At 65.0% G+C, this 23,156-nt stretch carries 20 protein-coding genes and 1 tRNA gene; 9 read left to right on the forward strand and 12 right to left on the reverse strand.

Annotation, left to right across the window (positions count from 1 at the left end):
- Window positions 1–23: 23 nt before the first annotated feature.
- Window positions 24–311 (reverse strand): hypothetical protein, encoded by a 288-nt coding sequence (locus tag QM672_RS08525; protein WP_415081930.1) that lies wholly within the window; start codon window positions 309–311, stop codon window positions 24–26.
- A gap of 49 nt (window positions 312–360) precedes the next feature.
- On the opposite strand from QM672_RS08525, the gene QM672_RS08530 reads away from it, so the two are divergent.
- Window positions 361–903: a hypothetical protein gene (locus QM672_RS08530; RefSeq protein WP_415081932.1), complete on the forward strand. Its 543-nt coding sequence runs from the start codon at window positions 361–363 to the stop codon at window positions 901–903.
- 145 nt (window positions 904–1,048) lie between these two features.
- On the forward strand, window positions 1,049–2,227 hold the full coding sequence (locus tag QM672_RS08535) for an SEL1-like repeat protein (RefSeq protein WP_415081934.1): 1,179 nt from the start codon (window positions 1,049–1,051) through the stop codon (window positions 2,225–2,227).
- A 164-nt stretch (window positions 2,228–2,391) separates the two neighbouring features.
- Here the strand turns inward: QM672_RS08535 and QM672_RS08540 are convergent.
- Window positions 2,392–2,467: transfer RNA gene (locus tag QM672_RS08540), tRNA-Thr, on the reverse strand.
- 325 nt (window positions 2,468–2,792) lie between these two features.
- Here QM672_RS08540 and rpmB point away from each other — a divergent pair.
- The 4 genes from rpmB to QM672_RS08560 all read left to right on the forward strand — a co-directional run bounded on the left by rpmB (window position 2,793) and on the right by QM672_RS08560 (window position 5,895).
- On the forward strand, window positions 2,793–3,083 hold the full coding sequence (gene rpmB, locus QM672_RS08545; RefSeq protein WP_311934034.1) for a 50S ribosomal protein L28: 291 nt from the start codon (window positions 2,793–2,795) through the stop codon (window positions 3,081–3,083).
- 246 nt (window positions 3,084–3,329) lie between these two features.
- On the forward strand, window positions 3,330–4,328 hold the full coding sequence (locus QM672_RS08550; RefSeq protein WP_311934033.1) for a TerC family protein: 999 nt from the start codon (window positions 3,330–3,332) through the stop codon (window positions 4,326–4,328).
- A 335-nt stretch (window positions 4,329–4,663) separates the two neighbouring features.
- Window positions 4,664–4,939: a hypothetical protein gene (locus QM672_RS08555; protein WP_068283375.1), complete on the forward strand. Its 276-nt coding sequence runs from the start codon at window positions 4,664–4,666 to the stop codon at window positions 4,937–4,939.
- A 278-nt stretch (window positions 4,940–5,217) separates the two neighbouring features.
- Entirely contained in the window at window positions 5,218–5,895 is a 678-nt protein-coding gene (locus tag QM672_RS08560) for a FecR domain-containing protein (RefSeq protein ID WP_367623499.1), read from the forward strand.
- Here the strand turns inward: QM672_RS08560 and QM672_RS08565 are convergent.
- From QM672_RS08565 to QM672_RS08575, 3 genes are all read right to left on the reverse strand, one after another.
- Window positions 5,831–6,466 carry a GNAT family protein gene (locus tag QM672_RS08565; RefSeq protein ID WP_311934031.1) on the reverse strand — a complete coding sequence of 212 codons (636 nt, stop codon included), beginning with the start codon at window positions 6,464–6,466 and terminating at the stop codon, window positions 5,831–5,833. The two genes, QM672_RS08560 and QM672_RS08565, sit on opposite strands and share 65 nt — an antisense overlap.
- 131 nt (window positions 6,467–6,597) lie before the next feature.
- The gene (gene rpmA / locus QM672_RS08570; protein WP_068283371.1) at window positions 6,598–6,867 is read right to left on the reverse strand and encodes a 50S ribosomal protein L27; all 270 of its coding nucleotides are present in this window, start codon (window positions 6,865–6,867) and stop codon (window positions 6,598–6,600) included.
- Window positions 6,868–6,987: 120 nt separating this feature from the next.
- On the reverse strand, window positions 6,988–7,662 hold the full coding sequence (locus tag QM672_RS08575) for a 50S ribosomal protein L21 (RefSeq protein WP_415081938.1): 675 nt from the start codon (window positions 7,660–7,662) through the stop codon (window positions 6,988–6,990).
- Window positions 7,663–8,028: 366 nt separating this feature from the next.
- On the opposite strand from QM672_RS08575, the gene QM672_RS08580 reads away from it, so the two are divergent.
- Together QM672_RS08580 and QM672_RS08585 are read left to right on the forward strand one after the other, a co-directional pair.
- Window positions 8,029–8,667: a tetratricopeptide repeat protein gene (locus QM672_RS08580; RefSeq protein ID WP_367623497.1), complete on the forward strand. Its 639-nt coding sequence runs from the start codon at window positions 8,029–8,031 to the stop codon at window positions 8,665–8,667.
- Between the two features lie 288 nt (window positions 8,668–8,955).
- The gene (locus QM672_RS08585) at window positions 8,956–10,647 is read left to right on the forward strand and encodes a GMC family oxidoreductase (protein ID WP_415081941.1); all 1,692 of its coding nucleotides are present in this window, start codon (window positions 8,956–8,958) and stop codon (window positions 10,645–10,647) included.
- A 152-nt stretch (window positions 10,648–10,799) separates the two neighbouring features.
- Here the strand turns inward: QM672_RS08585 and QM672_RS08590 are convergent, their stop codons facing one another.
- From QM672_RS08590 to QM672_RS08620, 7 genes are all read right to left on the reverse strand, one after another.
- The gene (locus QM672_RS08590; RefSeq protein ID WP_415081943.1) at window positions 10,800–13,496 is read right to left on the reverse strand and encodes a molybdopterin-dependent oxidoreductase; all 2,697 of its coding nucleotides are present in this window, start codon (window positions 13,494–13,496) and stop codon (window positions 10,800–10,802) included.
- Between the two features lie 249 nt (window positions 13,497–13,745).
- On the reverse strand, window positions 13,746–15,386 hold the full coding sequence (locus QM672_RS08595) for a sulfite reductase subunit alpha (protein ID WP_415081945.1): 1,641 nt from the start codon (window positions 15,384–15,386) through the stop codon (window positions 13,746–13,748).
- Window positions 15,383–17,131: a NirA family protein gene (locus QM672_RS08600; protein WP_415082053.1), complete on the reverse strand. Its 1,749-nt coding sequence runs from the start codon at window positions 17,129–17,131 to the stop codon at window positions 15,383–15,385. The genes QM672_RS08595 and QM672_RS08600 overlap by 4 nt, the downstream gene beginning before the upstream one ends.
- On the reverse strand, window positions 17,131–18,366 hold the full coding sequence (locus tag QM672_RS08605) for an NAD(P)/FAD-dependent oxidoreductase (RefSeq protein ID WP_415081947.1): 1,236 nt from the start codon (window positions 18,364–18,366) through the stop codon (window positions 17,131–17,133). Before QM672_RS08605 ends, QM672_RS08600 begins: the two co-directional genes overlap by 1 nt.
- 26 nt (window positions 18,367–18,392) lie before the next feature.
- Window positions 18,393–19,610, reverse strand: a complete 1,218-nt coding sequence (locus QM672_RS08610; RefSeq protein ID WP_311934024.1) for a nitrate/nitrite transporter — start codon at window positions 19,608–19,610, stop codon at window positions 18,393–18,395.
- Between the two features lie 567 nt (window positions 19,611–20,177).
- Complete coding sequence (locus QM672_RS08615; RefSeq protein WP_415081950.1) at window positions 20,178–21,428, reverse strand: CmpA/NrtA family ABC transporter substrate-binding protein; 1,251 nt, start codon at window positions 21,426–21,428, stop codon at window positions 20,178–20,180.
- Window positions 21,429–21,482: 54 nt separating this feature from the next.
- Window positions 21,483–22,073, reverse strand: coding sequence for an ANTAR domain-containing response regulator (locus QM672_RS08620; RefSeq protein ID WP_367623491.1), 591 nt, complete (start codon window positions 22,071–22,073; stop codon window positions 21,483–21,485).
- A gap of 157 nt (window positions 22,074–22,230) precedes the next feature.
- On the opposite strand from QM672_RS08620, the gene QM672_RS08625 reads away from it, so the two are divergent.
- A complete protein-coding gene (locus QM672_RS08625; protein WP_415081953.1) occupies window positions 22,231–22,863 on the forward strand; it encodes an HAD family hydrolase in 633 nt (210 codons plus the stop codon).
- The last annotated feature ends 293 nt before the right edge of the window (window positions 22,864–23,156 follow it).

A 23,156-nucleotide genomic window follows, 5' to 3' on the forward strand; every position in this document is an offset into this window, starting at 1 on the left:
TCTGTCTTTCAAAGCGATTGCGATCATGCTGCGGGTTTGCTGATCCGGGCAAGCCATTTTTCCCGAACGGCAAGGACAGGATGCCCGGACGGGCGCCGATCCTTGAAACCGTTGGTCAGATCGATGATCTCGTCCTCGATGTTTCTGGGTGGCAAAGACCAGATCGCGCTCCATAGCGACGCCACGGCGCCCATCCGTTCTGCCGCCTGTCGGGGCTGGACCATGTGCCGGCGGGCAATATGGCGGGCGAACGGAAGCTGCAGGATCTTGAAGGATCTTGAATGCTTGCAGGGCTTCTCGATATTGGCCACGAAGGAGCGTTGTCGAAAAGCCCATTGAGACTTTGGGCGGGACCTGCGCATGAGCGACGATCGTTGGAACCTCTATCTGTTTGAACGCCATGACCGGCAGCAGATCGCGCAATGGGCGCGCAGGCTCCGCTATTTCCGGTTCTGTCGGGCGGTCGGCGGCCATGCCAATGATGGCGATGAACTGCTGGTGGCCATCGGCCTGCAGGCAGGGGCCGATCTGGCGGATGTCTGTGCCGCCTTGGGCATCGTGCTGGAGGCCGTTGCGCCCGGCTCCCCACAACCGGTGCCAGGCGTCGCCTATACGGCAGAGGCCTATCAGGGCTTTGCGTCCATCGTGCCCGGAACCAAGGGCATCCTTCAGCCTGGCCATATCGAACTGGCTGGGCAACCCGTCTATGCGCATGCGCAGACGAATCGACTGGAAATCAGCCTGAGCGACCCCGACTCTCCCTACGAGGTCACGGAAGCGACCGTTCGCTCAGCAGAGCGGATGGAAGCACTGCTCGCACCACTGGCAGATCGTCTGATCGACCCGCCGCGCGCCAGCCGGCATTGTGTCTGCCCGGCCCATTATCCCGAAATGTGGAATTGAACGTCAGCTTTTTACAAGAACTGCCGGTTACCCTGGTGTTCAGTTATGCTGCCGGAAGTCGAAGCATCGGTGTTTTTGTCTGTAGTAGGCGGGGATGTTGTGCCATCCCTTGGGAGCTGGCGGGGGCGGCGGCAAGGGCGCAAATATGCGATCTATCCATATCCTATTGGTTTCATCTCTCGCAGCAAGCCTCGTCTCGTGCGCTCCGACCAACGAAGAGGCACAAAACGCCTTTGACAAGCACGACTACGTCACAGCTTTGAAAGATTGGCAGGCATTGGCCAAAAGGGGGGACGCGGGAGCGCAATTCGGCTTGGGCGTACTCTATGCAAATGGCTTTGGTGTTGCGCAGGATTATGCTCAGGCGGCCGTTTGGTATCGGCTTGCCGCCGATCAGGGCTTGCCCGATGCAGAGAACAATCTGGCGGTCCTCTATCAACGCGGCCAAGGCGTTACACAAGATTATGCCGTGGCGTTTGCATGGGCTCACAAAGCCGCGGATCAGGGTCACGCTGGGGGACAGGTTAATACCGGAAACGCCTATCGAGATGGAATCGGGGTTCCGCAAAACCAAGCGCTAGCATTTGTATTGTATCAGAAGGCAGCGGACCAAGGTCTCGCTGATGCACAGGCGGCGCTCGGTTTAATGTACGCGCACGGCCTTGGCGTTCCCAAAGACGACAGCAAGGCTGTTGCGCTGCTCCGCAAGGCTTCCGACCAGGGTTCTGCCACAGGGCAATACGACCTCGCTATCCTCTATGCTACTGGTCAGGGTGTTACACGTGACGACAAGCAGGCCTTGGCGTTGCTGCGCAAAGCAGCGGATCAGGATTTCGCACCTGCTGAATGCAACATAGGCGTAGCGTACGCTCATGGTCTAGGTGTGTCCGCTGATGATGCCCAGGCGGCAGCTTGGTTTCGAAAAGCCGCCGAACAAGGCGATGCTCGCGGTCAGGACAACCTTGGGAAGGCCTATCTTTTTGGAAAGGGAGTCACAAAAGACTATGGGCAAGCTTTTGTTTGGCTACGCAAAGCGGCGGACCAGAACGATGCTTCGGCCCAAGGGAGTCTTGGAATGATGTATTGGATTGGTCAAGGTACCCCACAAGATCTTACCCAGGCACTCCCTTTGCTCCGCAAGGCAGCGGGGAGGGGCGACGCTACCGGCCAAAATGGCCTCGGCGTTGCCTATGCGACCGGCCGTGGTGTTCCTCAGAATTTTACCGAAGCAGCAACCTGGTTTCGCAAAGCGGCCGATCAGGGCAGTACTGATGGGCGACGCAATCTTGCGCTTCTCCTCGCCCAACAAACCAACCAAAAATAAGCCGGAACCCAAACAGGGACAAATATTCTGAGATTTCCGAAGCGGATGTTTAGGTACCCTTTGCGCGAGCAATCTGCTTCATCAAGCATTTGATTGGAGATGGCGCTAGGGTCGTAGAGATCGCTTCTTATGAAACCCCTCTGGCCTATCTGCGAAGGGAAAACTGGTGCCGCTTGCGTGACTCGAACACGCGACCCCATCATTACGAATGATGTGCTCTACCGGCTGAGCTAAAGCGGCGCCAACGGTCGTTCAGAAGGCGATCCTTGCGGATGCGCCGCCCTGATACAGGCAAGCACAGCGGAAGGCAAGCCCTCTCGCGCATGCGGCCCAAGTTTAGAGTCAAACTCTTGACGCGGCACAAGCTCCCGACTATAGCAACCCACACAAATTTTGGCGGGAGGTTCCGCCCCCATTCTGGGGTGGCGGTTTTCTTTTTGCCCAAGCGGTTCTGTCGGCGCAAGCCATGCAGGATTGCCGGACCCTCTTAACACCGGCAGGTTCTTCCGGATCTGCCCTGGCCCCGCTGCAGCGGCGCCGTTCCGAATCGAGAAGGATAGACAAGATGTCCCGCCGTTGCTCGTTGACCGAGAAGGGCGTTCAGACCGGCCACAAGGTGAGCCATTCGAACGTCAAGACCAAGCGCAAGTTCCTGCCGAACCTGCACAATGTCACGCTGATCTCCGACGTGCTCGGCCGCTCCGTGCGCCTGCGCGTCTCGGCCGCCGGCCTGCGCACCGTCGAGCACAATGGTGGCCTCGACGCCTGGCTGATCAAGGCCTCCAAGGATGAGCTTTCCGCGCCGGCCCTGCGCCTGAAGCGCGAAATCGAAAAGAAAATGACGACTGCCCACTAAGGCTGGTTGCATAACTGACTTTTCGGGCCGGGGCCTTGCGCTCCGGCCTTTTTCGTTGTCGGGCCGCATGGCGTCTGCAGCCCGTCCTGCTCCAGATGAGCAAAGCTTAATGTGACCTCCCCTTGACGGGACATGCCCGTATCGGCGATTTGAAAGCGCCGGTTACCGGGCCCCTCTGGCGCATGCCCTGCATGACGCGATGTCGGAGCCGGCTTCGATGTTCTCGAAGCAAAAGGGTCCGGCACGATGCTCGATTTCCTGTATTCCGATTTTGCCGGCCAGCCGACCTGGATGTGGCTGGCCTTCCTCGCCTTCGTGGCGTTGCTGCTCGCCTTCGACCTCGGCGTGCTCAACCGCGACGACAAGGTGCTCAGCGTCGCCGACAGTTTCAAATTGTCGGCTGTCTATATCGCCATCGCCATGGCTTTCGGCGGTGCCATCTGGTGGGGCATGGATACCCGCCCCGACGGCACCAGCCCGGCGCTCGACTATTTCACCGGCTATTTCATCGAGAAGTCGCTGTCGATCGACAATGTCTTCGTCATCGCACTGATCTTCCGCTACTTCGCCGTGCCGCCCGCCTATCAGTATCGCGCCCTGGTCTGGGGTATCCTGGCCGCCGTGGTGCTGCGCGGCATCATGATCGCGGCCGGCGCCAGCATCGTGCAGAGCTATGGCTGGGTGCTCTATATCTTCGCGGCCTTCCTGATCCTGACCGGCCTTCGCATGCTGGTGGCCTCGGATGACCATGCCGAGTTCAAGGAAAACTGGCTGGTGCGCTTCCTGCGCCGCCATATGCGCATCAGCGAGGACCTGCATGGCAGCCGCTTCGTGGTGCGCCAGCCGGACCGCACCACCGGCCGGAACCTGCTGCATGCCACGCCGCTGCTGCTGGCCCTGATCGTCATCAACGTCGCCGACATCGTCTTCGCCGTGGACTCGGTGCCGGCCATTCTCGCCATCACCACCGATACCTTCATCGTCTACACCGCCAATATCATGGCCATTCTCGGCCTGAGGGCGCTCTATTTCGCTCTGGCGGCGATGATCGATCGCTTCCACTACCTCAAATATGCGCTGGCCCTCGTCCTCGTCTTCATCGGCGGCAAGATCTATTGGGGCCATCTCGTCGGCAAGGTCGATCCGGCCCTCGCCCTGATCGTGACCGTGGCGATCATCGTCGGCGGCATCGTCTTCTCGCTTTGGAAGACGCGAGGCCAGGACAGCTCGAGCGTTTCCTCCTGACGATGGTGGAGAAGAAAGGGCAACTCCCGCAAAAGTTGAGCTGTTTCAGCGGGAACAGACGGGCTAGAGTGATGGCGTGATGATGGCTTGATCGGGTTCGTCCGCTCTTTGCGGAGCAATGGAGCCGGTCAGCGTCGCCGGGACGGATCCTGCGATCCGTTCCCGTCCGGGGGGAAAAGAAGGCAGAGGCCATGCCAGGCGGCATGGCCGGAATGGTTTCGTGCGGTTTCTCCTCCCGACAGGCAGCGCTTTTGAGCAATCATCATCCGAAAGCCTGCCCGCACGGCTTGCCGGGCCCTGCTTTTCGGAATCGTGTTCGAGCGAGGAGAACTGCGATGACGATTTCCGGCCTGAAGCTTCGCTATCTGCTGCTGGGCGCCGTGCTGGGCGCGGCCGCCCTGGCGCCGCTGCCAGCCTCCGCCCAATATGGTGGCGGGGGGTATGGCGGTGGCGGATACAACAGCGGCGGCTATGACGATGACGACTATGGCGGCGGCTATCGCCGGCAATATCGTCCCCGCTGCTATTATCGCGTCGTGCGGGTGTATGACGACTATTATGGGCGCTACGTCAAGCGGCGCCAGCGCGTCTGCGAACGCAGCGGCTACTAAAACAAAGCACGTTGGGGCCGGAAACGGTTTCGCCCCATAGCATCGAACCCGATCTCGAAACCGGGTTCGATGCATATTTGCGATTCGGGGTGCTTCTGCCGAATTGCAAAATGCTCTAGAGGTTTTCTACAGCGCCGGGTTCGATTTGGATTGGAGCCAGTGCTGGCCACGTGCCACTTGTCACGGCCCAGACGGAATCCTTGGCCTATGGCATTCGGACAAGGATTGTGTTTCGTGGCTTTCCGCCCCAGGACGGATAGGGACAAGGAAGCGTCATCATGTTGATTCACCGCCGTACCGTGCTTGCCGGTCTGGCCCTTGCCGGGCTGCGGCCGGGTGTCGCCTCGGCGATGCAGATCGTCGAGGCTGGCACCGTGCTGGCCGTCACCGGGCAGACCACCGGGCAGCTCAAGGGCGAGAAACGTGCCCTCCAGGTCGGCGAGCCGGTTTTCATCGACGACATGCTGGCAACCGGAGAAGGCGCCCGGCTGGCGGCGCGGCTCGGGGATGCCACGCGCCTGTCCCTGGGCGAACGCACGCGGGTGCGCATCGACAAGTTCCTGGTGGACCGAGGCGGCGACCTGGTGCTGGAGCGCGGTGCCATGCTGTTCGACCGGCCCGACAACCAGCCCTCCGGCCCGCTCAACGTCACCACACCGTTCGGCCTGATCGCCGCCCGCGGCACCAAGTTCTTCGCCGGCCCCAGTGAAGGCGTGTTCGGCGTCTTCGTCGAGCATGGCGTGGTCACCGTCGCCACCAAGGGTGGTCAGGTGACCCTCACCAACGGCCTCGGCACCAACCTCGTCAATGCCAGGCAGGCGCCGTCCGAGCCGACGAGCTGGAATACGCTGCGCATCGCCCAGGCGGAAGCATCCGTGATCGGCGGGGCTTCTATGGAGTCAGCTCCGCCAGCGGCGGCGGTGCCTCGCGGACCACGGCCGGCACCCAAGCCTTGAAGCTCGCCCAGTCGGGGCGGGCCAGGCTGAAGCGATCGATCGGCAGGGCGCCGCCACGGGCCGGCGCATGCTGCAGGCCGGAATTGACATAGCGCAGCCCGCACTTTTCCATCACCCGGCGCGAGGCCTCGTTGATCACCCGGCATTCGCCGGTGATCGAGGTGATCGGCAGGGTCGAAAAGCCGTGGTCGATCAGGGCCCGCGCCGCTTCCGTCGCCAGCCCCTGGCCCCAATGGGGCTTGCCCAGCCAATAGCCGATCTCCGCGCTCTCGCGCTTGGGAAAGCGCAAGCCGATGCAGCCGAGGAAGGCACCGCTGTCGCGGCATTCGATCGCGAAGGCGAGTTCCTTGCCGGCCTTGCGAGCTTCGTCCTGATAGCGCACGAAGGTTTCGGCGTCGGTCTCGCCATAGGGGAAGGGCAGGCGTCCCGTCATCAACGCCACCGCCGAATCATTGGCAAGGCGCGCCATCGAGGGCACGTCGCCGAGATGGGGTTTGCGCAACACCAGGCGCAGGGTCTCGATCTCGATCGAGGCAATGGTGATGGCCGGGAGAGACTTGTAAGGGGGCATGATGGGCTCCTGGCAAGAAGAAGGGGCGGACTGGATTTCTCCACCGCCCCTGCGTCAACCTGGAGTCCCAAATGGGGTCTTTTCAGGTCCGCCGGTCCAGTGGAGCCGGCGGAGCTTCTGACCCGCCGGGATTATTCTGCTGCTACTTTGGTCGTGGCGACGTTGACGTAAATTCGGCCGTTGGCTCGGGTGCGGAAGTCCACTCGGCCGTCGGTAAGTGCAAAAAGGGTATGATCCTTGCCCATGCCGACATTGACGCCCGGATGCCACTTCGTGCCGCGCTGGCGCACGATGATGTTGCCAGCAACGACGGCTTCCGAACCGAACTTCTTCACGCCCAAGCGACGACCGGCCGAATCACGACCGTTGCGCGACGAACCGCCTGCTTTTTTGTGAGCCATGGCGATAACTCCTCGAATCCTATCTACGCCGGTGCTGTGACACGGCGGTGAAATCCATCAATCGGGGGCGACAATGCCCGAAAGCCGGGCTGTTGTCGACCCCATCGCTCCGAAACCGGCTCAGAGATCCTTGCCGGAAGCCTGCTCGGCCTGGTCGACCTTGGCGCGGGGCGGCTTGCCGTCCAGCAGTTCCTTGGCCTGGATGACCCACTCTTCGCGGGCGGCGCGGCCGCGCAGCGAGAGCTCTTCATCCCACTTGGCGATGTCGGCATCGGTCCAGGCGGCGATGTCGTTCCAGCTGTTGATGCCGGCGGCACGCAGCTTCTTCTCGATGGTCGGGCCGATGCCCGAGATCAGCGAGAGGTTGGAGGCATCGAGACCACCGGCCGGAACGGCGGCGGCAGCGACGGGAGCTTCGTCCTTGGCAGCCAGATTCTTGGCAGCTTGGGCGGGCTTGGCCGCAGCCTTGGAAGGCTTGGCGCCGCCCGTGAGGATCTCGGCGATCCGCACCACGGTCTGGTGCTGGCGATGGCCGCGCTTGCGCTTCGAATTCTGCCGGCGGCGCTTCTTGAAAGCAATGACCTTGTCGTCACGGTCCTGCTCGACCACCTCGGCGGCAACCGAAGCACCGGCAACCGTGGGGGTACCGAAAGTCAGGCCGGCGTCACCGCCAACGGCCAGGATTTCGGGGAATACGATGACTTCTCCAACCTTGGCGTCGAGCTTCTCGACCCGGAGAACGTCATTCTGATTGACGCGGTATTGCTTACCGCCCGTCTTGATGACCGCGAACATGTTTTTCCTCGTTCGGACCCGGCTTTCGCCCGCCTTGCTCCCTGAAGGGAAACGAGACGGATCGGGTCCTTGCCTGAGCAAAGTCCCCGCAGCGGCCGGCTTTTCCAGTCGTTGATATCAACCACCCGCTTTTGCGAAATCGGGTAGCCACGAAAAAAGGCACGCGGCCCAAAGGCCGCGCGCTGGCGTGGCTTATACAGCCATGAGCCGCAGAGTCAAGGAAAGTGACGGCCGAATCGCCGATTGGTTCGGCGGGCGCAGGAGAAAGATGCGGTCCGCCCCGCGCTGCTCTCCCGAAAGTAACACTGAGGCGAATAATATCCCATTCCAGGTGTTTTCCCGGCATCCATGCAAGGGAGAGACATCATGTCCTTAGTCCAGCCTTCGACACGCCGCCTGGCGGTCACGGTTCTTTCGACGGCCTTTCTGCTGGCCGCGGGCGCGGCCCTCGCCGCGGGCGGTGGCGGCGGCGGTGGCAGTTCCGGTGGAGGTGGTTCCGGTGGCGGTGCCGGTGGTGGGGGAGGTGGCAACGGCTCCAGCGGTGGAGGCGGTGCCACCCAGGGCAAGCCGATCACCGACATGACCACCTGTCCGCGGGGCCAGGTCTGGAGCACCCGCAAGAAAGCCTGCCTCAAGCTGAAATCCGAAGCGCTGCCCGATGACGACATGGCCAACTATGCCTGGGTGCTCGCCAAGGCCGACCGCTATGACGAATCGCTGCAGGTCCTGGATCTGCTCAAGGATCCGAATACCGCCAAGGCTCTCAACTATCGCGGCTATGCCACGCGCAAGCTTGGCCGGACCGACGAGGGCATCGGCTATTATCTGAAATCGGTGGCGGCCGATCCCCAATACGCACAGGTCCGCGAATATCTGGGCGAGGCCTATGTGATCAAGGGCCGGCTCGATCTGGCCAAACAGCAGCTCGACACCATCAAGACGCTCTGCGGTACCGGCTGCGAGGAATATCAGGACCTGAACGAGGCGATCGAGAAAGGCATCTGATCGCTGCTGTTCCGCCGGAAATAGCCTCCGGCATGATCGACAAGCAAAGTGTGCAGACCCCTTTCCCCTCGAAGGGGTTTGTGCGGGTGTGGCCCTGCCGGTTTTCGTCGCGGTAGCCGGCGGGGCTTCACTCCCTCCTGACTCGCGCTTCCACATCATGTTGCCAAGTCGCGGGGCAAAGTCGTGGCCTCCCGGGCCGGCGGCACCGGGTCAGCTCCTTTCATTTCCGTTTGGAGAGCAGCGGCAAGCCCGGCTATGACTGGTGGCGCTGATATCGAGGGTGGAAGCATGTCGCGCGGCAAGGCTGAGCAGTCCGGCTCTTTGGCGGGCCCGTTCGATTTCATCGTGGTGGGAGGTGGCTCGGCCGGGTGCCTGCTGGCCAATCGGCTCTCCAGCAATCCCAGCCGGCAGGTATTGCTACTGGAAGCGGGGCGGCCGGACAACTACCCCTGGATCCATATCCCGGTCGGCTATCTCTATTGCATCGGCAATCCGCGCACCGACTGGCTCTACCAGACCGAGGCCGAGCCCGGCCTGAACGGGCGCTCGCTGCGCTATCCGCGCGGCAAGACCCTTGGCGGCTGTTCCTCCATCAATGGCATGATCTATATGCGCGGCCAGGCGCGCGACTATGATGGCTGGGCTGCCGCGACGAGCGACGAGGCCTGGAACTGGGCGAACAGCCTGCCCGACTTCAAGGCGCATGAGAATCACTATCGCCTCGATAGCGGGGCCGATCCCGCCACCGGCGACAACAGCCGCTTTTCCGACATGCATGGCCATGGCGGCGAATGGCGCATCGAAAAGCAGCGTCTGCGCTGGGATATCCTGGATGCCTTCGCCGAGGCGGCGGTGCAGGCCGGCGTGCCGCGCACCGAGGATTTCAACAGCGGCGACAATGAGGGCGTCGGCTATTTCGAGGTCAACCAGAAGGCCGGCTGGCGCTGGAACACCGCCAAGGCCTTCCTGCGCCCGGCGCGCGCCCGTCCCAATCTCACGGTGTGGACGCAGGCTGAGGTCGAGCGCCTGACGTTCGCGGCCGGTGACGATGGGCGGCAGCGCTGCACCGGCGTGATCCTGCGGCGTGGCGGTGAACGCGTCGAGGTCCAGGCCAGGCGCGAGGTCATCCTTTCGGCCGGCGCGGTCGGCTCGCCCCAGATCCTGCAGCTTTCCGGCATCGGCCCGGCCGGCCTGCTGCAGTCCCACGGCATCGAGGTCGTGCATGATTTGCCCGGCGTGGGCGAGAACCTGCAGGACCATCTGCAGATCCGGGCCGTGTTCAAGATCGAGGGGGCTCGCACGCTCAACACGCTGGCGAGCAGCCTGACCGGCAAGATGGGCATCGGCCTCGAATATATGCTCCGGCGCAGTGGGCCGATGAGCATGGCGCCTTCCCAGCTCGGCGCCTTCAGCCGCTCCGACCCCGGCAGGGCCCATGCCAATCTGGAATATCATGTGCAGCCGCTCAGCCTGAACGCCTTCGGCGAACCCCTGCACAATTTCCCGGCCTTCACGGCGAGCGTGTGCAATCTCAATCCGACCAGCCGGGGCAGCGTGCGCATCCGCTCCAACCGGGCCGGCGATGCGCCGGCCATCGCCCCCAGCTATCTCTCGACGGAGGAGGACCGCAAGGTCGCCGCCGACAGCCTGCGCCATGTCCGCAACATCGTGAGCCAGCCGGCGCTGGCCCCCTACAAGCCGGTGGAATGGAAGCCGGGTATCGAGTTCCAGACCGACGAGGAACTGGCACGCCTGGCCGGCGACATCGCCAGCACCATCTTCCATCCCGTCGGCACCACCAGGATGGGCCGGGCCGACGATCCCGAGGCGGTGGTCGACAGCCATCTGCGCGTCCGCGGCATCGACGGCCTGCGCGTGGTCGATGCCGGGGTGATGCCGGCGATCACCAGCGGCAATACCAATTCGCCGACCCTGATGATTGCGGAAAAGGCGGCACGCTGGATCGCCCGGGGCGAGTGATCAAGGCAGAGCGGACAGGATGTCCGCGGTCCCAGTCGTGGCGATTCAGCCGCAAACCATGAGGGGCTCGCACAGGAAGCGGTGCGGCTGGGACCGCGGACGTCTCGTCCGCCTATCCCCCAAGGCCAGGCTGCGACTGCCGCGACGCCTGTTCAAGCCGGCTGGCGGCAGCCTTCTAGGATCTTGCGGATTTCCGGCCGGCAGGACCCGCAATTGGTGCCGGCTTTCAAGGCCGCGCCGATCGCCTCGACACTGTCGGCGCCACTGCGTGCCGCCGCCTCGATACGGCCCTCATCGATGCCGAAGCAGGCGCAGACCTGGCGGCTGGGGCGGATGCCGGGATCGGGCGCGCGCCCGGCCAGGATGAAACGGCGCGTGGCCGCGTCGATATGCTCGCGGGCCAGCAGGTCCGTGGCCCAGGCTGCGCCGTCGTCGTCCCGGCGCGGGCCGGTGGAAAGCAGGATCTCGAGGCGATGGTCCACGATCGAGGCGGAGCGGTAGAGATCGGCGGCGGGATTGCGCTGGTGCAGCGGGCTCGTCCACAGATTGAGCCAGTTCGAGAGGAGATCGTGCAGCGGGCCCGGTGCGCGCGGGCTGGCGAAATGGACGATTTCGCCGTCGGCGACCGTCATGCGGGCATGGCTGAGCCAGGCTGGCAGGGGCAGGCGATGGCGCGAGGCGATGAAGCCTTCCGATTGCATCGCCCAAGGGCGGATCGAGGCCGGCACCGTCTTCGAATCGGGCTGGCCGGAGATCGGATCGGTGCGGGCATGCACGAGCGAGCCGACACGGGCGCGGGCGGCGTTGGCATCGGTCCAGTGGATCGGCGCGAAGATCGAGCCGGGCTGCTGGCTGTCCGTGACCACCACCCGCAGTTCGACCTGTCCCTCGCCCGTGCTCACGGCGGCGAAGGCGCCATCCTCCAGGCCGAAGCGTTCGGCATCGGCGGGATGCACTTCCACGAAGGGGGCGTTGCGGTGCTGGGCGAGGCGCGGGCTGAGCCCGGTGCGGGTCATGGTGTGCCAGTGGTCGCGCACCCGGCCGGTGTTGAGCAGGAGCGGATGCTCCGCGGTCGGCGAGGCCGACAATGCCGGCGGCGCCAGCGGGACGAGGCGGGCGCGGCCATCGGCATGCGCGAAGCCGCCTTCGGCGAACAGGCGCTGCGTACCGGCATCCCGGCCTGATGGCAGCGGCCATTGCACGGGCTCGAGGGCATCATAGGCTTCGTCGGTGAGATCGGCGAGGCCTCCGATGTCGAACAGGCGCGCGCCGTCGTTTTCGAAGGCGGACAGGGCGGCATGCTCGCGAAAGATCGCCGCGGGGGCGGTGTACTCGAAGGCTTCGGCATGGCCGAGTCTCTTGGCGACTTCGCAGATCTGCCACCAATCGGGCCGGGCCTCGCCGGGAGGTGCCAGGAAGGGACGCTGGCGCGAGATCCGCCGCTCGGAATTGGTGACGGTGCCGTCTTTCTCGCCCCAGGCGGCCGAGGGCAGCACCACGGTCGCGGCATCCGTGAGGCCGTCGACATGGGCACTGACCTCGGAGACGGCGAGGAAATCGAGCTGGCGCAGGGCTGTTCGCATGGCGTCGGCGCGCGGCAGGCTGGCGGCCGGATTGGTGCAGAGTACCCAGAGCGCGCGGATCTCGCCACGCTCGATCGCCTCGAACATCGAGACTGCCTTGCGGCCCTCCTTCCCGGCCATGTGCGGGGCCTGCCAGAAGCGGCCGACGCGATCGACCTCGTCCGGCGCAAAGCCCATATGGGCGGCGAGCTGGTTGGCGAGCCCCCCCACCTCGCGTCCGCCCATGGCGTTGGGCTGGCCGGTGAGCGAGAAGGGCCCGCAGCCGGGCCTGCCGATGCGGCCGGCGGCGAGATGGGCGTTGAGGATGGCGTTGACCTTGTCGGTCCCCTGGGCCGACTGGTTGATGCCCTGGCTGAAGCAGGTGACGACGCGCGGCGTCTCGATCCACCAGTCGAGAAAGGCGGCGAGGGCCTGTTCTGTGAGGCCACAGCGGGCGGCGGCATCGGCGCGGCTGGGTGCGATCTCCCGGGCATTGGCCAGAGCGACTTCGAACCCGTCGGTGTGGCTGAAGACATAGTCTGCGTCGACGGCGCCTCTTTCGGCGATTTCGACCAGCAGGCGAGCGAAGAGAACGGCGTCCATGCCCGGCGCCACGGCGAGATGCAGGTCGGCGCTGTCGGCCGTCACCGTGCGGCGAGGGTCGATCACCACGATGCGGGTGCCGCGCCTGTTGCGGGCCTGTTCGATGCGCTGCCAGAGCACAGGATGGCACCAGGCCGTGTTGGAGCCGGTCAACACCACGAGGTCTGCTTCGTCGAGATCCTCGTAGCAGCCCGGCACGATGTCGGCGCCGAAGGCGCGGCGATGGCCGGCAACCGTGGAGGCCATGCACAGGCGCGAATTGGTGTCGACATTGGCCGAGCCGACAAAACCCTTCATCAGCTTGTTGGCGACGTAATAATCCTCGGTCAGCAGCTGACCCGAGAGATAGAGCGCCACCGCATTCGGACCGTGACGTTCGATCGTGTCCCTGAACCCCTTGGCGACGGCGTCGAGGGCCCGGTTCCAGGTGGTGCGCACGCCGTGGATGGTGGGATGGAGGAGGCGATGCCCGGTGGCCAGCGTCTCCCCGAGCGCCGCTCCCTTGACGCAGAGCCGGCCCTGGTTGGCGGGATGGGCGGCATCCCCCGCGATGTCGGCACCGCCCTGGCCGTCGGCGGTGGCGACGACACCGCAGCCGACCCCGCAATAGGCACAGGTGGTGCGCACGGGGGCCGGGACGGGTGCGATCGTCGCAGGATCGGGGGCGGGCATGGAGACGTTCATGGGTGGGGTCTCCGGGGCCTGGATTTTAAGACGCGGGTACCCTTCTCCCCTTGCGGGAGAAGGTGGCGCGAAGCGCCGGATGAGGGGTGGCGGCGGACACTTGCCAAGGTTGCGTTTCTCCCCTCATCCGCCCCCAATTTCTTAACCTGAACGCGTGGTCCTGAAAGGACCACGCTACGGCACCTTCTCCCGCAAGGGGAGAAGGGTATTCGCGCCTTTTTGGGTAAGGGTGTCATCGCGCCGCCCCCCTCAATACACGTCGGCCTGGTAGCGGCCGGCCTTCTTCAGGCCGTTGACGAAACTGGCCGCCTCCTCGGTGGAGCGGGCGCCCCATTGCGCCACGATGTCGACGAGGGCGCGTTCGACATCGCGCGCCATGCGCTTGGCGTCGCCGCAGACATAGAAGTGTGCGCCCTCGGCCAGCCAGCGCCAGAGATCGGCGCCGACCTCGCGCATGCGGTCCTGCACATAGAACTTGCCCTCGGCATCGCGTGACCAGGCGAGGGAGAGGCGGGTGAGCAGGCCGCTCTCGCGCATGGCGGCGAATTCCTCCTCGTAGAAGAAATCATGGTCGCGATGCTGATGGCCGAAGAACAGCCAGTTGCGCCCGCTGGCGCTCTCGGTCTTGCGCTCCTGCAGGAAGGCGCGGAACGGGGCAACCCCCGTGCCCGGCCCCACCATGATCACCGGCGTCTCGCCGTTTTCGGGCAGGCGGAAACCGTGGGCCTTCTGCACATAGACCTTGAGCTCCTCGCCCTCGGCGATGCGCTCGCCCAGGAAGGTCGAGGCAACGCCGAGCCGGTCGCGCGCACCGATACGGTAGCGCACCGTATCCACGGTGAGCGAGATCCGGCCCGGATTGGCCTTATGCGAGGAGGAAATCGAATAGAGCCGGGGCTGCAAGGGATCGAGGGCCTCGAGGAAGGCTTCGGCGCCGGGGCGGATACCCTGGAACTTGTAGAGCACGGCGAGCACGTCGAGCGTTGCCGCGTCCCCGTCCGGATCCTCGCCATTGGCCAATGCCCGGGCCTTGCGGCGCAGATCGCCGGTGCTGAGATAGGACAGGAGCTGGAACAGGCTGTCGGGCGGCGTGCCGAGCGAAAAATCCTCGATAAGCCTGTCACGCAGGCTCTTGCCGTCGATCGGGGCTTCGGGGCGGGCGCCGAGCAGGGCGATGATCTGGTCGGCGAGGCCCGCCTGATTCTTCGGGACCACGCCGAAACTATCGCCCGCGATATAATCGAGCCCGCTCTCGGACAGGTCGAATTCGACATGCCAGGTCGTCTTGGCGGATTTCTCGCCATTCAGCCGGCGGCGCGAGAGGAAGCGTGCGGCGACCGGGTTGTCGCGCGAGCGGCCGGGCAGGCCGGCAGCAGCCGGGGGCTGGCTGACCTCGGTCGGAGCCTCCTCGGCCTTCGCGGCAGGGCTTGCAGGAGAAGCGGTGCCGCCCTGCCCGATCTCCTGCGCCAGGGCCTTGAGCATGCGGGCGGTTTCCTTGCCGCCGGGCGCGCACAGAGTGAGGCGCTCTTCCTTGCGCAGAAAGAGCGCATTGGCATAGTCGGCGCAGTTGTAGCCGCATTGGCCGCAATCCTGCTGGGCCATTGCCGCCATCAGGCGCGGGGCCAGCGGCCTGTCCTTGGCCAAAGCGAGGCGTTCGTCGAGCGCCATGCTCGGGTCGTGCCAGGGCGCCTCGTCATTGTCGGCCAAAGTGGGGCCGGCAGGCTGATCGGGCCCGGCCGTAGCGGCACCCGGCATGTCGGCGACGGCGGTGCCGCTCTGGGCGGCGAGGACAGCACCGAAAAAGCCGTCGAGCCAGGCCCTCTGCTCCGGGCTGAAGGGCGCGCTTTCGGGAATGAGCGAACGCTGGGGCGGGATGGCGATCATGTTCATACGCCGGCAAGCTCCCTGTCGTCGACCAGGCCGCGTAAGGTTTCCGGTTCGTGCCTGGTCGTGAAGGCCTGGAAGCTCTCCGTCGAATCCTGACGGCGTTCGAGATAGAGGCGCAGCAGGCCCTCGACCTTGCCGGGGCAGTCCTCGGCCCGGATCTCCTTCCAGAGTTCGCGGCCGATCCTGGCCTGGTCGCCATAGCCACCGCCGACCACGATCGAATAGCCCTCGGCCTGGTCGCCCTCCTCGTTGAGCGTCACTTTGGCGCCGATCAGGCCGATGTCGCCGATATAATGCTGGGCGCAGGAATGATGGCAGCCGGTGAGATGCACGTTCACGGGCACGTCGAGCGCCAGCCGGGCGTCGACATGATCGGCGATCTCCAGGGCGTGTTCCTTGGTGTGGGCGGCGGCGAACTTGCAGCCGGTGGCCCCGGTACAGGCCACCAGGCCGGCGCGCAGCGAGGTTGCCTTCCAGTCGAGGCCGAGCGCTTCGATCGCCGCCTTGGCGTCTTCGAGCTTCGTATCCGCCACGCCGGAGATCAGCAGGTTCTGCCAGACGGTGAGGCGGATGTCGCCGTCGCCGAAATCGCGGGCGATGGCGGCAAGGCCGCGCATCTGGCCGGCATCCATCCGGCCGACGCCCAGGGTGACGCCGATCCAGTTCAGGCCCGGCTGGCTCTGGGGGTGCACGCCGATATGGGCCAGGCGGTCGAAGGCGGGACGGGGCTCGACCCCGTCCTCGGACAGGCGGGTGAGCTTGCGGCCGAGCTTGGCTTCGACGGCTTCGAGATAGGCCGGAAAGCCGATGGCATCGAGGACATATTTCATGCGCGCCTTGGTGCGGTTGGTGCGGTCGCCCTTGTCGATGAACACCCGCACGATGGCGTCGGCGATGGCGCAGCATTCCTCGGCCTTGCAGAATACGCCGGTGGGCCGGGCGAGGTCGCGATGGCCGGTGATGCCGCCGATCACGAGGCGGAACCAGATCTCGCCGCCGATGCGCACGGCCTGGAAGCCGATGTCGTTGGTCTCCTCCAGCGTGGCGATGCGCCCGCCGCCGTCGAAGGCCACGTTGAACTTGCGGGGCAGGCCGTAGAGCGAGCGGTCGTTGAGGATGTGATAGTGCCATTCGCGGGCGAGCGGCCGGGTGTCGGCCAGTTCCTGCGGATCGATGCCGGCGGTGGCCGAGCCGGTGACGTTGCGGATATTGTCGGCCCCCGAGCCGCGCGAGCACAGGCCGAGATCCTGGATGGCCTCGACCACGCGGGGCGCATTATCCGGCATCACCTCGCGGATCTGCAGATTGGCTCGCGTGGTGACATGGGCATAGCCCCCGCCCATCTGCTCGGCGACGTCGGCCATGCCGGCGAATTGCCAATGGTTGAGGATGCCGTTGGGAATGCGCAGCCGTACCATGTAGCTCGACTGCGCGGGCGCCACATAGAACAGGCCGAAATAGCGCCAGCGGAAATTGTCCTCGGGCTTGGGAAAGGCGCCGTCCCTGGCCTGGGCCTTCAGGCGCGGATAGGCATCGAAGGGATGTTCGGCCCGCTTCCATTTCTCCTGGTCGACAAGCTTGCCGCCACCGGCAGTTACGGCATCCTGCGCCTGAAGGTGTGTGGCGTCCGGGCCCATGGGGACAGGTGCTGCCGCCACGGGCGCCGCCTTGGCGCCGCCCACGGCCTGCATGCCGGAGACGAAACCTTCGAGGTAGCGTTTCTGGTCGGAGGTGAAGTCGCCGCCCATCATGCAGCCTCCCTCAGAACCCGCGAAGGTGCGGTTTCGCAGAAGGCCCGGCCGAAGATCAGGCTTTCTCGGATGGCGGAGATGTCGCTGCCCCGGCGGATCAGGTCCTTGTACCAGACGGCGTCCTCGGCCTCGCCGACCATGGCGGCGCCGATGAGGCGGTTGTCCTTCAGGACCAGGCGCTTGCACAGCCCGGCGCCGCGATCCTCCAGCAGGATGTCGTCATTGCCCTCGCCGAGGAAGTCGCCGGCGGAGAACACCGGAATGCCGGAGACCTTGAGGTTGGTCGACAGGGCGGTACCCTCATAGGCGGCCTTGGTGTCGCCGCCCCAGCGGCGTGCCAGCACGCGCGCCTGCTCATAGGCGGGCTCGACCAGGCCGTAGACCTGGCCGCGATGTTCGGCGCATTCGCCGATGGCGTGGATGAAGGGCACCACGGTGGCAAGGCCGTCATCCACCAGGATGCCGCGGCTGACAGGCAGGTCGGCGCTCTTGGCGAGGCCGATATTGGGACGCACGCCCACGGCGACCACCACCATGTCGACGGGCAGGTGCGAACCATCGGCGAAGAGGAGGGCCTGCGCCCTGCCTTCGCCTGCGACCTCCTGGGTCTGGGCATTGAGCATGACACGGATGCCCTTGCGCTCCACCGCCCGCTTGAGGAAGGCGGCGGTTCGCCGATCGAGCTGGCGTTCCATCAGGCGGTCCATGACATGGACGAGGGTGACTTTGGCCCCGCCCTTGGCTAGGCCATAGGCAGCCTCGATGCCCAGCAGTCCGCCGCCGATTACGGCGATGCGCCGGTTGAGACGGGCTGCTTCCTGTAGGGCCGGCAGGTCAGCGAGGTCGCGGAAGGTCATCACCCCTGGCAATGTCATGCCGGAGATGGGCAGGCGAATGGCGGAGGATCCCGTCGCCAGCACGGCCCGGTCGAAGGACAGGACGGTGCCATTGGCGAGATGGGCGGTGCGGGCCGCTGGATCGAGGCCGGTGACGGTCTGCCCGGTGATCAGACGGATGCCCTGGGCGCCATACCAGGCTTCGTCCCGCAGATTGATGCCGTCCCTGCCGATGTCGCCGGCGAGCAGCGCTGACAGCAGAACCCGGTTGTAGCCCGGCCGCGGCTCGGCGCCGACGACGGTGGTTTCGAACCGGCCCGGCGCGTGAGCGGCGAGTTCCTCGCACAGCCTGACGCTGGCCATGCCGTTGCCGATGATCAGGAGCTTTTCCGTCATGTCTCGATCCTCAGATTCTGGCCATTTCAGATTCTGGCGGTGGCGGTGCCGTCCTCGAGGGTCCAGGTCGTGCGCCAGCGGCGCTTGACGCGGGTGAGGGCGGTCAAGGCCAGCACTGCCAGCAAGGCAAAGATCAGGAAGCCGGCCTGGTAAGTGCCGGTGAACTGCTTGGAGAGGCCGAGGCTGGAGGCGAGGTAGAAGCCGCCGACGCCGCCCGTCATGCCGACCAGCCCGGTCATCACGCCCATTTCGGCGCGGAAGCGCTGCGGCACGAGCTGGAACACCGCGCCATTGCCCATGCCCAGAGCGAGCATGGCGACGACGAGGATACCAAGGCCGAGCCAGAGCTGGGCGAAGCCGAAGCTCACCAGGATCAGCGCGACGGCGGCCACGGCATAAAGCACGCTGAGGACGCGAATCCCGCCGAAGCGATCGGCGACGGCGCCACCGATGGGACGGAACAGCGAGCCCGCGAACACGCAGGCTGCCGTGCAATAGCCCGCCGTGACGGCGTCGAGCCCGTACTGGGTGTTGAAGTAGAAGCCGAGCGAGGAGGCGAGGCCCGAGAAGCCGCCGAAAGTGACGGCGTAGTAGAACATGAACCACCAGGCGTCGGGCTGGCGCAGGATCCTGGCATATTCGCCGAACGACTTGGCCGGTGGCTGGTTGGGGCTGTCCTTGGCGCAGGCGAGATAGACCAGGAGGGCGACGACCAGCGGGATGGCGGCAAGACCGATGACGTTGGTCCAACCCACCATGGTGGCGAGCAGCGGCGCGAACAGGGCGGCGAACACCGTGCCGGAATTGCCGGCGCCCGCAATGCCCAGGGCGATACCCTGGTAGTGTGGGGGATACCAGCGCGAGGCGAGGGGGAGCGCTACCGCAAAGGACGCGCCGGCCATGCCCAGGATGAGGCCGAGAAACAGCAGCTGGCTGTAGGAGTCGATGCCGACGGCCCAGAAGCCGAGGAGGCCGGCGATCACCACGAGCTGCGCCAGGATGCCGGTGAGCTTGGGCCGGAGATAGTCGACCAGGAACCCGTTGACCACGCGCAGGAAGGCGCCGGCGAGCACGGGCAGGGCCACCATCAAGCCCTTCTGGGCGGCATCGAGGTGAAGGTCGCCGGCGATTTGCACGGCGAGGGGCCCGAGGATCACCCAGACCATGAAGCTCATGTCGAAATAGAAGAAGGCGGCGAAGAGGGTGGGCCAATGACCGGCCTTGAGAAAGTCCCGCGTCTGCATCGTCGTGTTCCGCGTGCTTGAATGCGCCAAAACAAAAAGCCGCCGAACCATTCCCGCCGATGAGAGGCAGCAGGAATCGTTCGGCGGCGTTGCCGTTTCGCGTCCGTCAGTGGACGCCGGGCTTTTCGGCCCAGAATCTTCAAGGAAAACCGCTTATCGAGCCATCATTGACCCTGCTGCGGAAAGAGACCTGTGTCTCTTAGTCTGTGCAGTTTAGAAGCAGGCTGCTTTTTTAGGCAAGATCAAATATTGTGCGCCGCAGCATGGATTTGCCGATATTTTCGGCGGGCCGTTTCTAGAAAACGCTTCTTCCGCCTTGCGCCGCCCCTCACCCGTACCCTCTCCCCGTCAGAACGGGGCGAGGGGGCGCAGGCGCCGCGCTTGATCCTCAGCTATGTCATCTCGCCCAACCGTGGAGCGAGATGCGGTGCTCTCAGACCGAAATGCTCGGCCGAAGTCCCCCTCGCCCCGTTCTGACGGGGAGAGGGTACGGGTGAGGGGCGGTGCCACCTATCAAACAAGGCACTCATTGGTGCGGATGCCCTTAGCGTGCTTACGATGCCGGCGTCAGGAATGGCGAGGCCCGAAGGAGCGCAGATAGGCTTCGATATCGTCGGGATCGAACAGCCTGCCATCGAAGAAGCCGTCCGGGCCGAGCACCATGGTGCCGTGGCGCGAGGCGACCGGCGTGGCCAGCCGCAGGGCGCCTTCGACCTTGGCGCTCGCCCGGGGCAGGTCGATGCCGGTGCCGGCGAGGGCGGCGCGATAGAGGTCCGGGCGATAGACCTGGCCGGCTCGGCGGACCAAGGCGGGGCTGTAGTCAACCTGGCCCCAGCGCACCATCTGCGAGTAGAACCAGAGGGCGTGGCTCGCCCAAGGAAAGTTGGCGGCATGGTCATGGAAGACCAGGAAGTCGGGGATATCGGCGGCGGCTTCGTGCTGGCGGCGCACCAGGGTGCCGCTGAGCGCCCGGCCGATGATCTCGGGTGGCCGGTCGAGATAGACAGGCGCGGCGAGGATATGGGCGAGCTCGTCGTGATGGCCGGCATCCCCAGCCCAGCGTGCCGCCGCATGCAGCGCGCGCAGCAAAGCGGCAAGCTGGTCCGGCGCGCGCTCGGCGAAGTCGGCGCGGAAACCGAGGACCTTCTCGGGGCCCTGGCGCCAGAGGGTGGATTTGGTCACCGCGATCACGCCGACCCCGGCCTCGACGGCGAGCGAGTTCCAGGGCTCGCCCACGCAGAAACCATCGATCTGGCCCTCGCGGATGGCATCGACCATGAAGGGGGGCGGCAGGACAACCAGCCGGATATCCCTGTCGGGATCGATGCCGGCCGCGGCCAGCCAATAGCGCAGTTCGTAATTATGCCCCGAGAAGGGATGGACGACGGCGAAGGTGAGGGGAGCCTTGCCCGTCGCTTGCCTTTTGGAGACCACCTTGGCCAGTGCGGCGCCGATGGCGGCCGGGCCGGCGGCAAGATCCGCACCCTCCTGCTCCATTCGGGCAAAGAGCGGCGGCGCGAGCGTGATGGCATTGCCGCCGAGGCCGAGCGAGAAGGGGGCGATCATCGCCACCTCGACATGCCCGAGGCCGAGCGTGGAGGCGATCGGCATCGGCCCGAGCATATGGGCGGCATCGAAATGGCCGAGCATGACGCGGTCGCGGATATTGGCCCAGGAGGTTTCCCGTACCAGTCTGAGTTCGAGGCCTTCGGCCGCAGCGAAGCCCTTTTCCCTGGCAACGATCAGGGGGGCGGCGTCGACGAGCGGGATGAAGCCGAGCGTCAGATCGGCGGTACTGTCCCTGTCCTTGCTGCTCATCGCCCGTACTCCTGGAATTTTGCGCCGTCCGCGTCGTGACCGCTCATATCAGGCCTATTTGTCCAGTAGCCTGGCAGCGGTGACGAGGCTGCGCGCCACCTCGGCCACGCGCCGGCTTTCATTCATCGCCGTCTTGCGCAGCAGGGCATAGGCCTCCTCCTCGCTGATGCCCCGTCGCTTCATCAGAATGCCCTTCGCCTTGTCGATGGTCTTGCGGTCCTCGAGGGCCTGGCGCGTGCGGTCGAGCTCCTCGCGCAGGCGATGGAAGGCGTTGAAGCGGCTGATGGCCATGTCGAGGATCGGCCGGACGCGTTCCTTGCGCAGGCCATCGACCACATAGGCCGAGACGCCGGCATCGATGGCGGCCTCGGTGGCGGCCTTGTCGGACTGGTCGACGAACATCACCACCGGGCGGTGCACGCTGCGGGAGACCTGGAACATCTGCTCCAGCACGTCGCGATTGGGGTTCTCCAGATCGATGAAGATGACGTCGGGATCGGCCTCGACGACCTGTCGCAGCAGATGGCGCATCTGGGTGATGATGGTGACGCGCTGGTGCCCCGCCTCGCGCAGGCCTTCCTCGATGACGGACGCCCTCATCGCATTGTCGTCGATCAGCAGGACATGCAGGGGCGTATCGTTCATTCCGGCAATTTCGGGCGCGCGCGCCGGGAAGGCAAGGCGCGATATTAGGCAGCATGCCACGAAGACAGGCGAGGAGGGACGTTGCATTCGCGCATGAAATCGCGTAAAAATGCATATTAACGCAAATAGACGCACAAACAAGCAAACGGAGAAAGTCGTGGCAGACCCGATCAAGGCGGTGGTGTTCGATCTCGGTGGTGTGCTGATCGACTGGAATCCTCTCTATCTCTACCGCCAGCTCCTGCCGGACGAGGAGAGCGCCCGCCGCTTCCTCGCCGAGGTCTGCACACCCGCCTGGAACGGCCAGTTCGATGCCGGCAAGCCGTTTGCCGAAGGCGTGGCCGAGCTTTCCGGGGAATTTCCCCATCATGGCGAGCTGATCTCGGCCTTTCACACGCGCTGGTCCGAGATGCTGGGCGGCGCCATCGAGGGGACGGTCGCCATCCTGGAGGAACTGCGCCGGGAGGAAGTGGCCCTGCATGCGATCTCGAACTGGTCGTCCGAAACCTTTCCGATCGCGGCCGAGCGCTATGCCTTCCTCTCCCATTTCGAGGTCCTGATCGTCTCGGGCGAGAGAAAGCTGGCCAAGCCGGATCCGGCGATTTTCGAGCTTTTCCTGCAGGAAACGAGCCTGTCGCCCCGTGATTGCGTCTTCATCGACGACAATGCCGAGAATATCGCGACAGCTTCACGCCTCGGCTTCAAGGCGATCCGCTTCCGCGATCCGGAAACCCTGCGCCGGGATCTGGGCGAACTGGGTTTGTTGAACAGCATGCAATCTGCCATTTGACGGGCCTTGCCGGATTGGGCTGGAAAGTCGCCACCTTGCTCACCTCTGTTGCCAAGGTCGCGTAGCCCTCACCCTTACCCTCTCCCCGCAAAACGGAGCGAGGGGGACTACCGAGTATTTCGTGTCGAAACGGTCCCATCTCGCCCAACCGCCAGGCGAGATGGAGTGTTGGGGGAATCAATCACGACGCCTGTGCCCCCTCTCCCCGCCCCTTGCGGGGAGAGGGTAAGGGTGAGGGGCGGCGTGACCCAACAAAATCAAGGAAGGCACATTTAGGCAACATCTCCGGACAA

The sequence above is a fragment of the Labrys sp. (in: a-proteobacteria) genome (assembly GCF_047605565.1).
GTDB classification, from domain to species: Bacteria; Pseudomonadota; Alphaproteobacteria; order Rhizobiales; family Labraceae; genus Labrys; species Labrys neptuniae.

Coding starts and splice junctions, on each gene's coding strand:
- QM672_RS08575 (WP_415081938.1), bottom strand. CDS start 7,662: ATGTTCGCGGTCATCAAGACGGGCGGTAAGCAATACCGCGTCAATCAG.
- QM672_RS08565 (WP_311934031.1), bottom strand. CDS start 6,466: ATGCCCCCTTACAAGTCTCTCCCGGCCATCACCATTGCCTCGATCGAG.
- QM672_RS08550 (WP_311934033.1), top strand. CDS start 3,330: ATGCTCGATTTCCTGTATTCCGATTTTGCCGGCCAGCCGACCTGGATG.
- QM672_RS08560 (WP_367623499.1), top strand. CDS start 5,218: ATGTTGATTCACCGCCGTACCGTGCTTGCCGGTCTGGCCCTTGCCGGG.
- QM672_RS08615 (WP_415081950.1), bottom strand. CDS start 21,428: ATGAGCAGCAAGGACAGGGACAGTACCGCCGATCTGACGCTCGGCTTC.
- rpmB (WP_311934034.1), top strand. CDS start 2,793: ATGTCCCGCCGTTGCTCGTTGACCGAGAAGGGCGTTCAGACCGGCCAC.
- rpmA (WP_068283371.1), bottom strand. CDS start 6,867: ATGGCTCACAAAAAAGCAGGCGGTTCGTCGCGCAACGGTCGTGATTCG.
- QM672_RS08600 (WP_415082053.1), bottom strand. CDS start 17,131: ATGGGCGGCGACTTCACCTCCGACCAGAAACGCTACCTCGAAGGTTTC.
- QM672_RS08555 (WP_068283375.1), top strand. CDS start 4,664: ATGACGATTTCCGGCCTGAAGCTTCGCTATCTGCTGCTGGGCGCCGTG.
- QM672_RS08620 (WP_367623491.1), bottom strand. CDS start 22,073: ATGAACGATACGCCCCTGCATGTCCTGCTGATCGACGACAATGCGATG.
- QM672_RS08610 (WP_311934024.1), bottom strand. CDS start 19,610: ATGCAGACGCGGGACTTTCTCAAGGCCGGTCATTGGCCCACCCTCTTC.
- QM672_RS08605 (WP_415081947.1), bottom strand. CDS start 18,366: ATGACGGAAAAGCTCCTGATCATCGGCAACGGCATGGCCAGCGTCAGG.
- QM672_RS08595 (WP_415081945.1), bottom strand. CDS start 15,386: ATGAACATGATCGCCATCCCGCCCCAGCGTTCGCTCATTCCCGAAAGC.
- QM672_RS08530 (WP_415081932.1), top strand. CDS start 361: ATGAGCGACGATCGTTGGAACCTCTATCTGTTTGAACGCCATGACCGG.
- QM672_RS08585 (WP_415081941.1), top strand. CDS start 8,956: ATGTCGCGCGGCAAGGCTGAGCAGTCCGGCTCTTTGGCGGGCCCGTTC.
- QM672_RS08590 (WP_415081943.1), bottom strand. CDS start 13,496: ATGAACGTCTCCATGCCCGCCCCCGATCCTGCGACGATCGCACCCGTC.
- QM672_RS08580 (WP_367623497.1), top strand. CDS start 8,029: ATGTCCTTAGTCCAGCCTTCGACACGCCGCCTGGCGGTCACGGTTCTT.
- QM672_RS08535 (WP_415081934.1), top strand. CDS start 1,049: ATGCGATCTATCCATATCCTATTGGTTTCATCTCTCGCAGCAAGCCTC.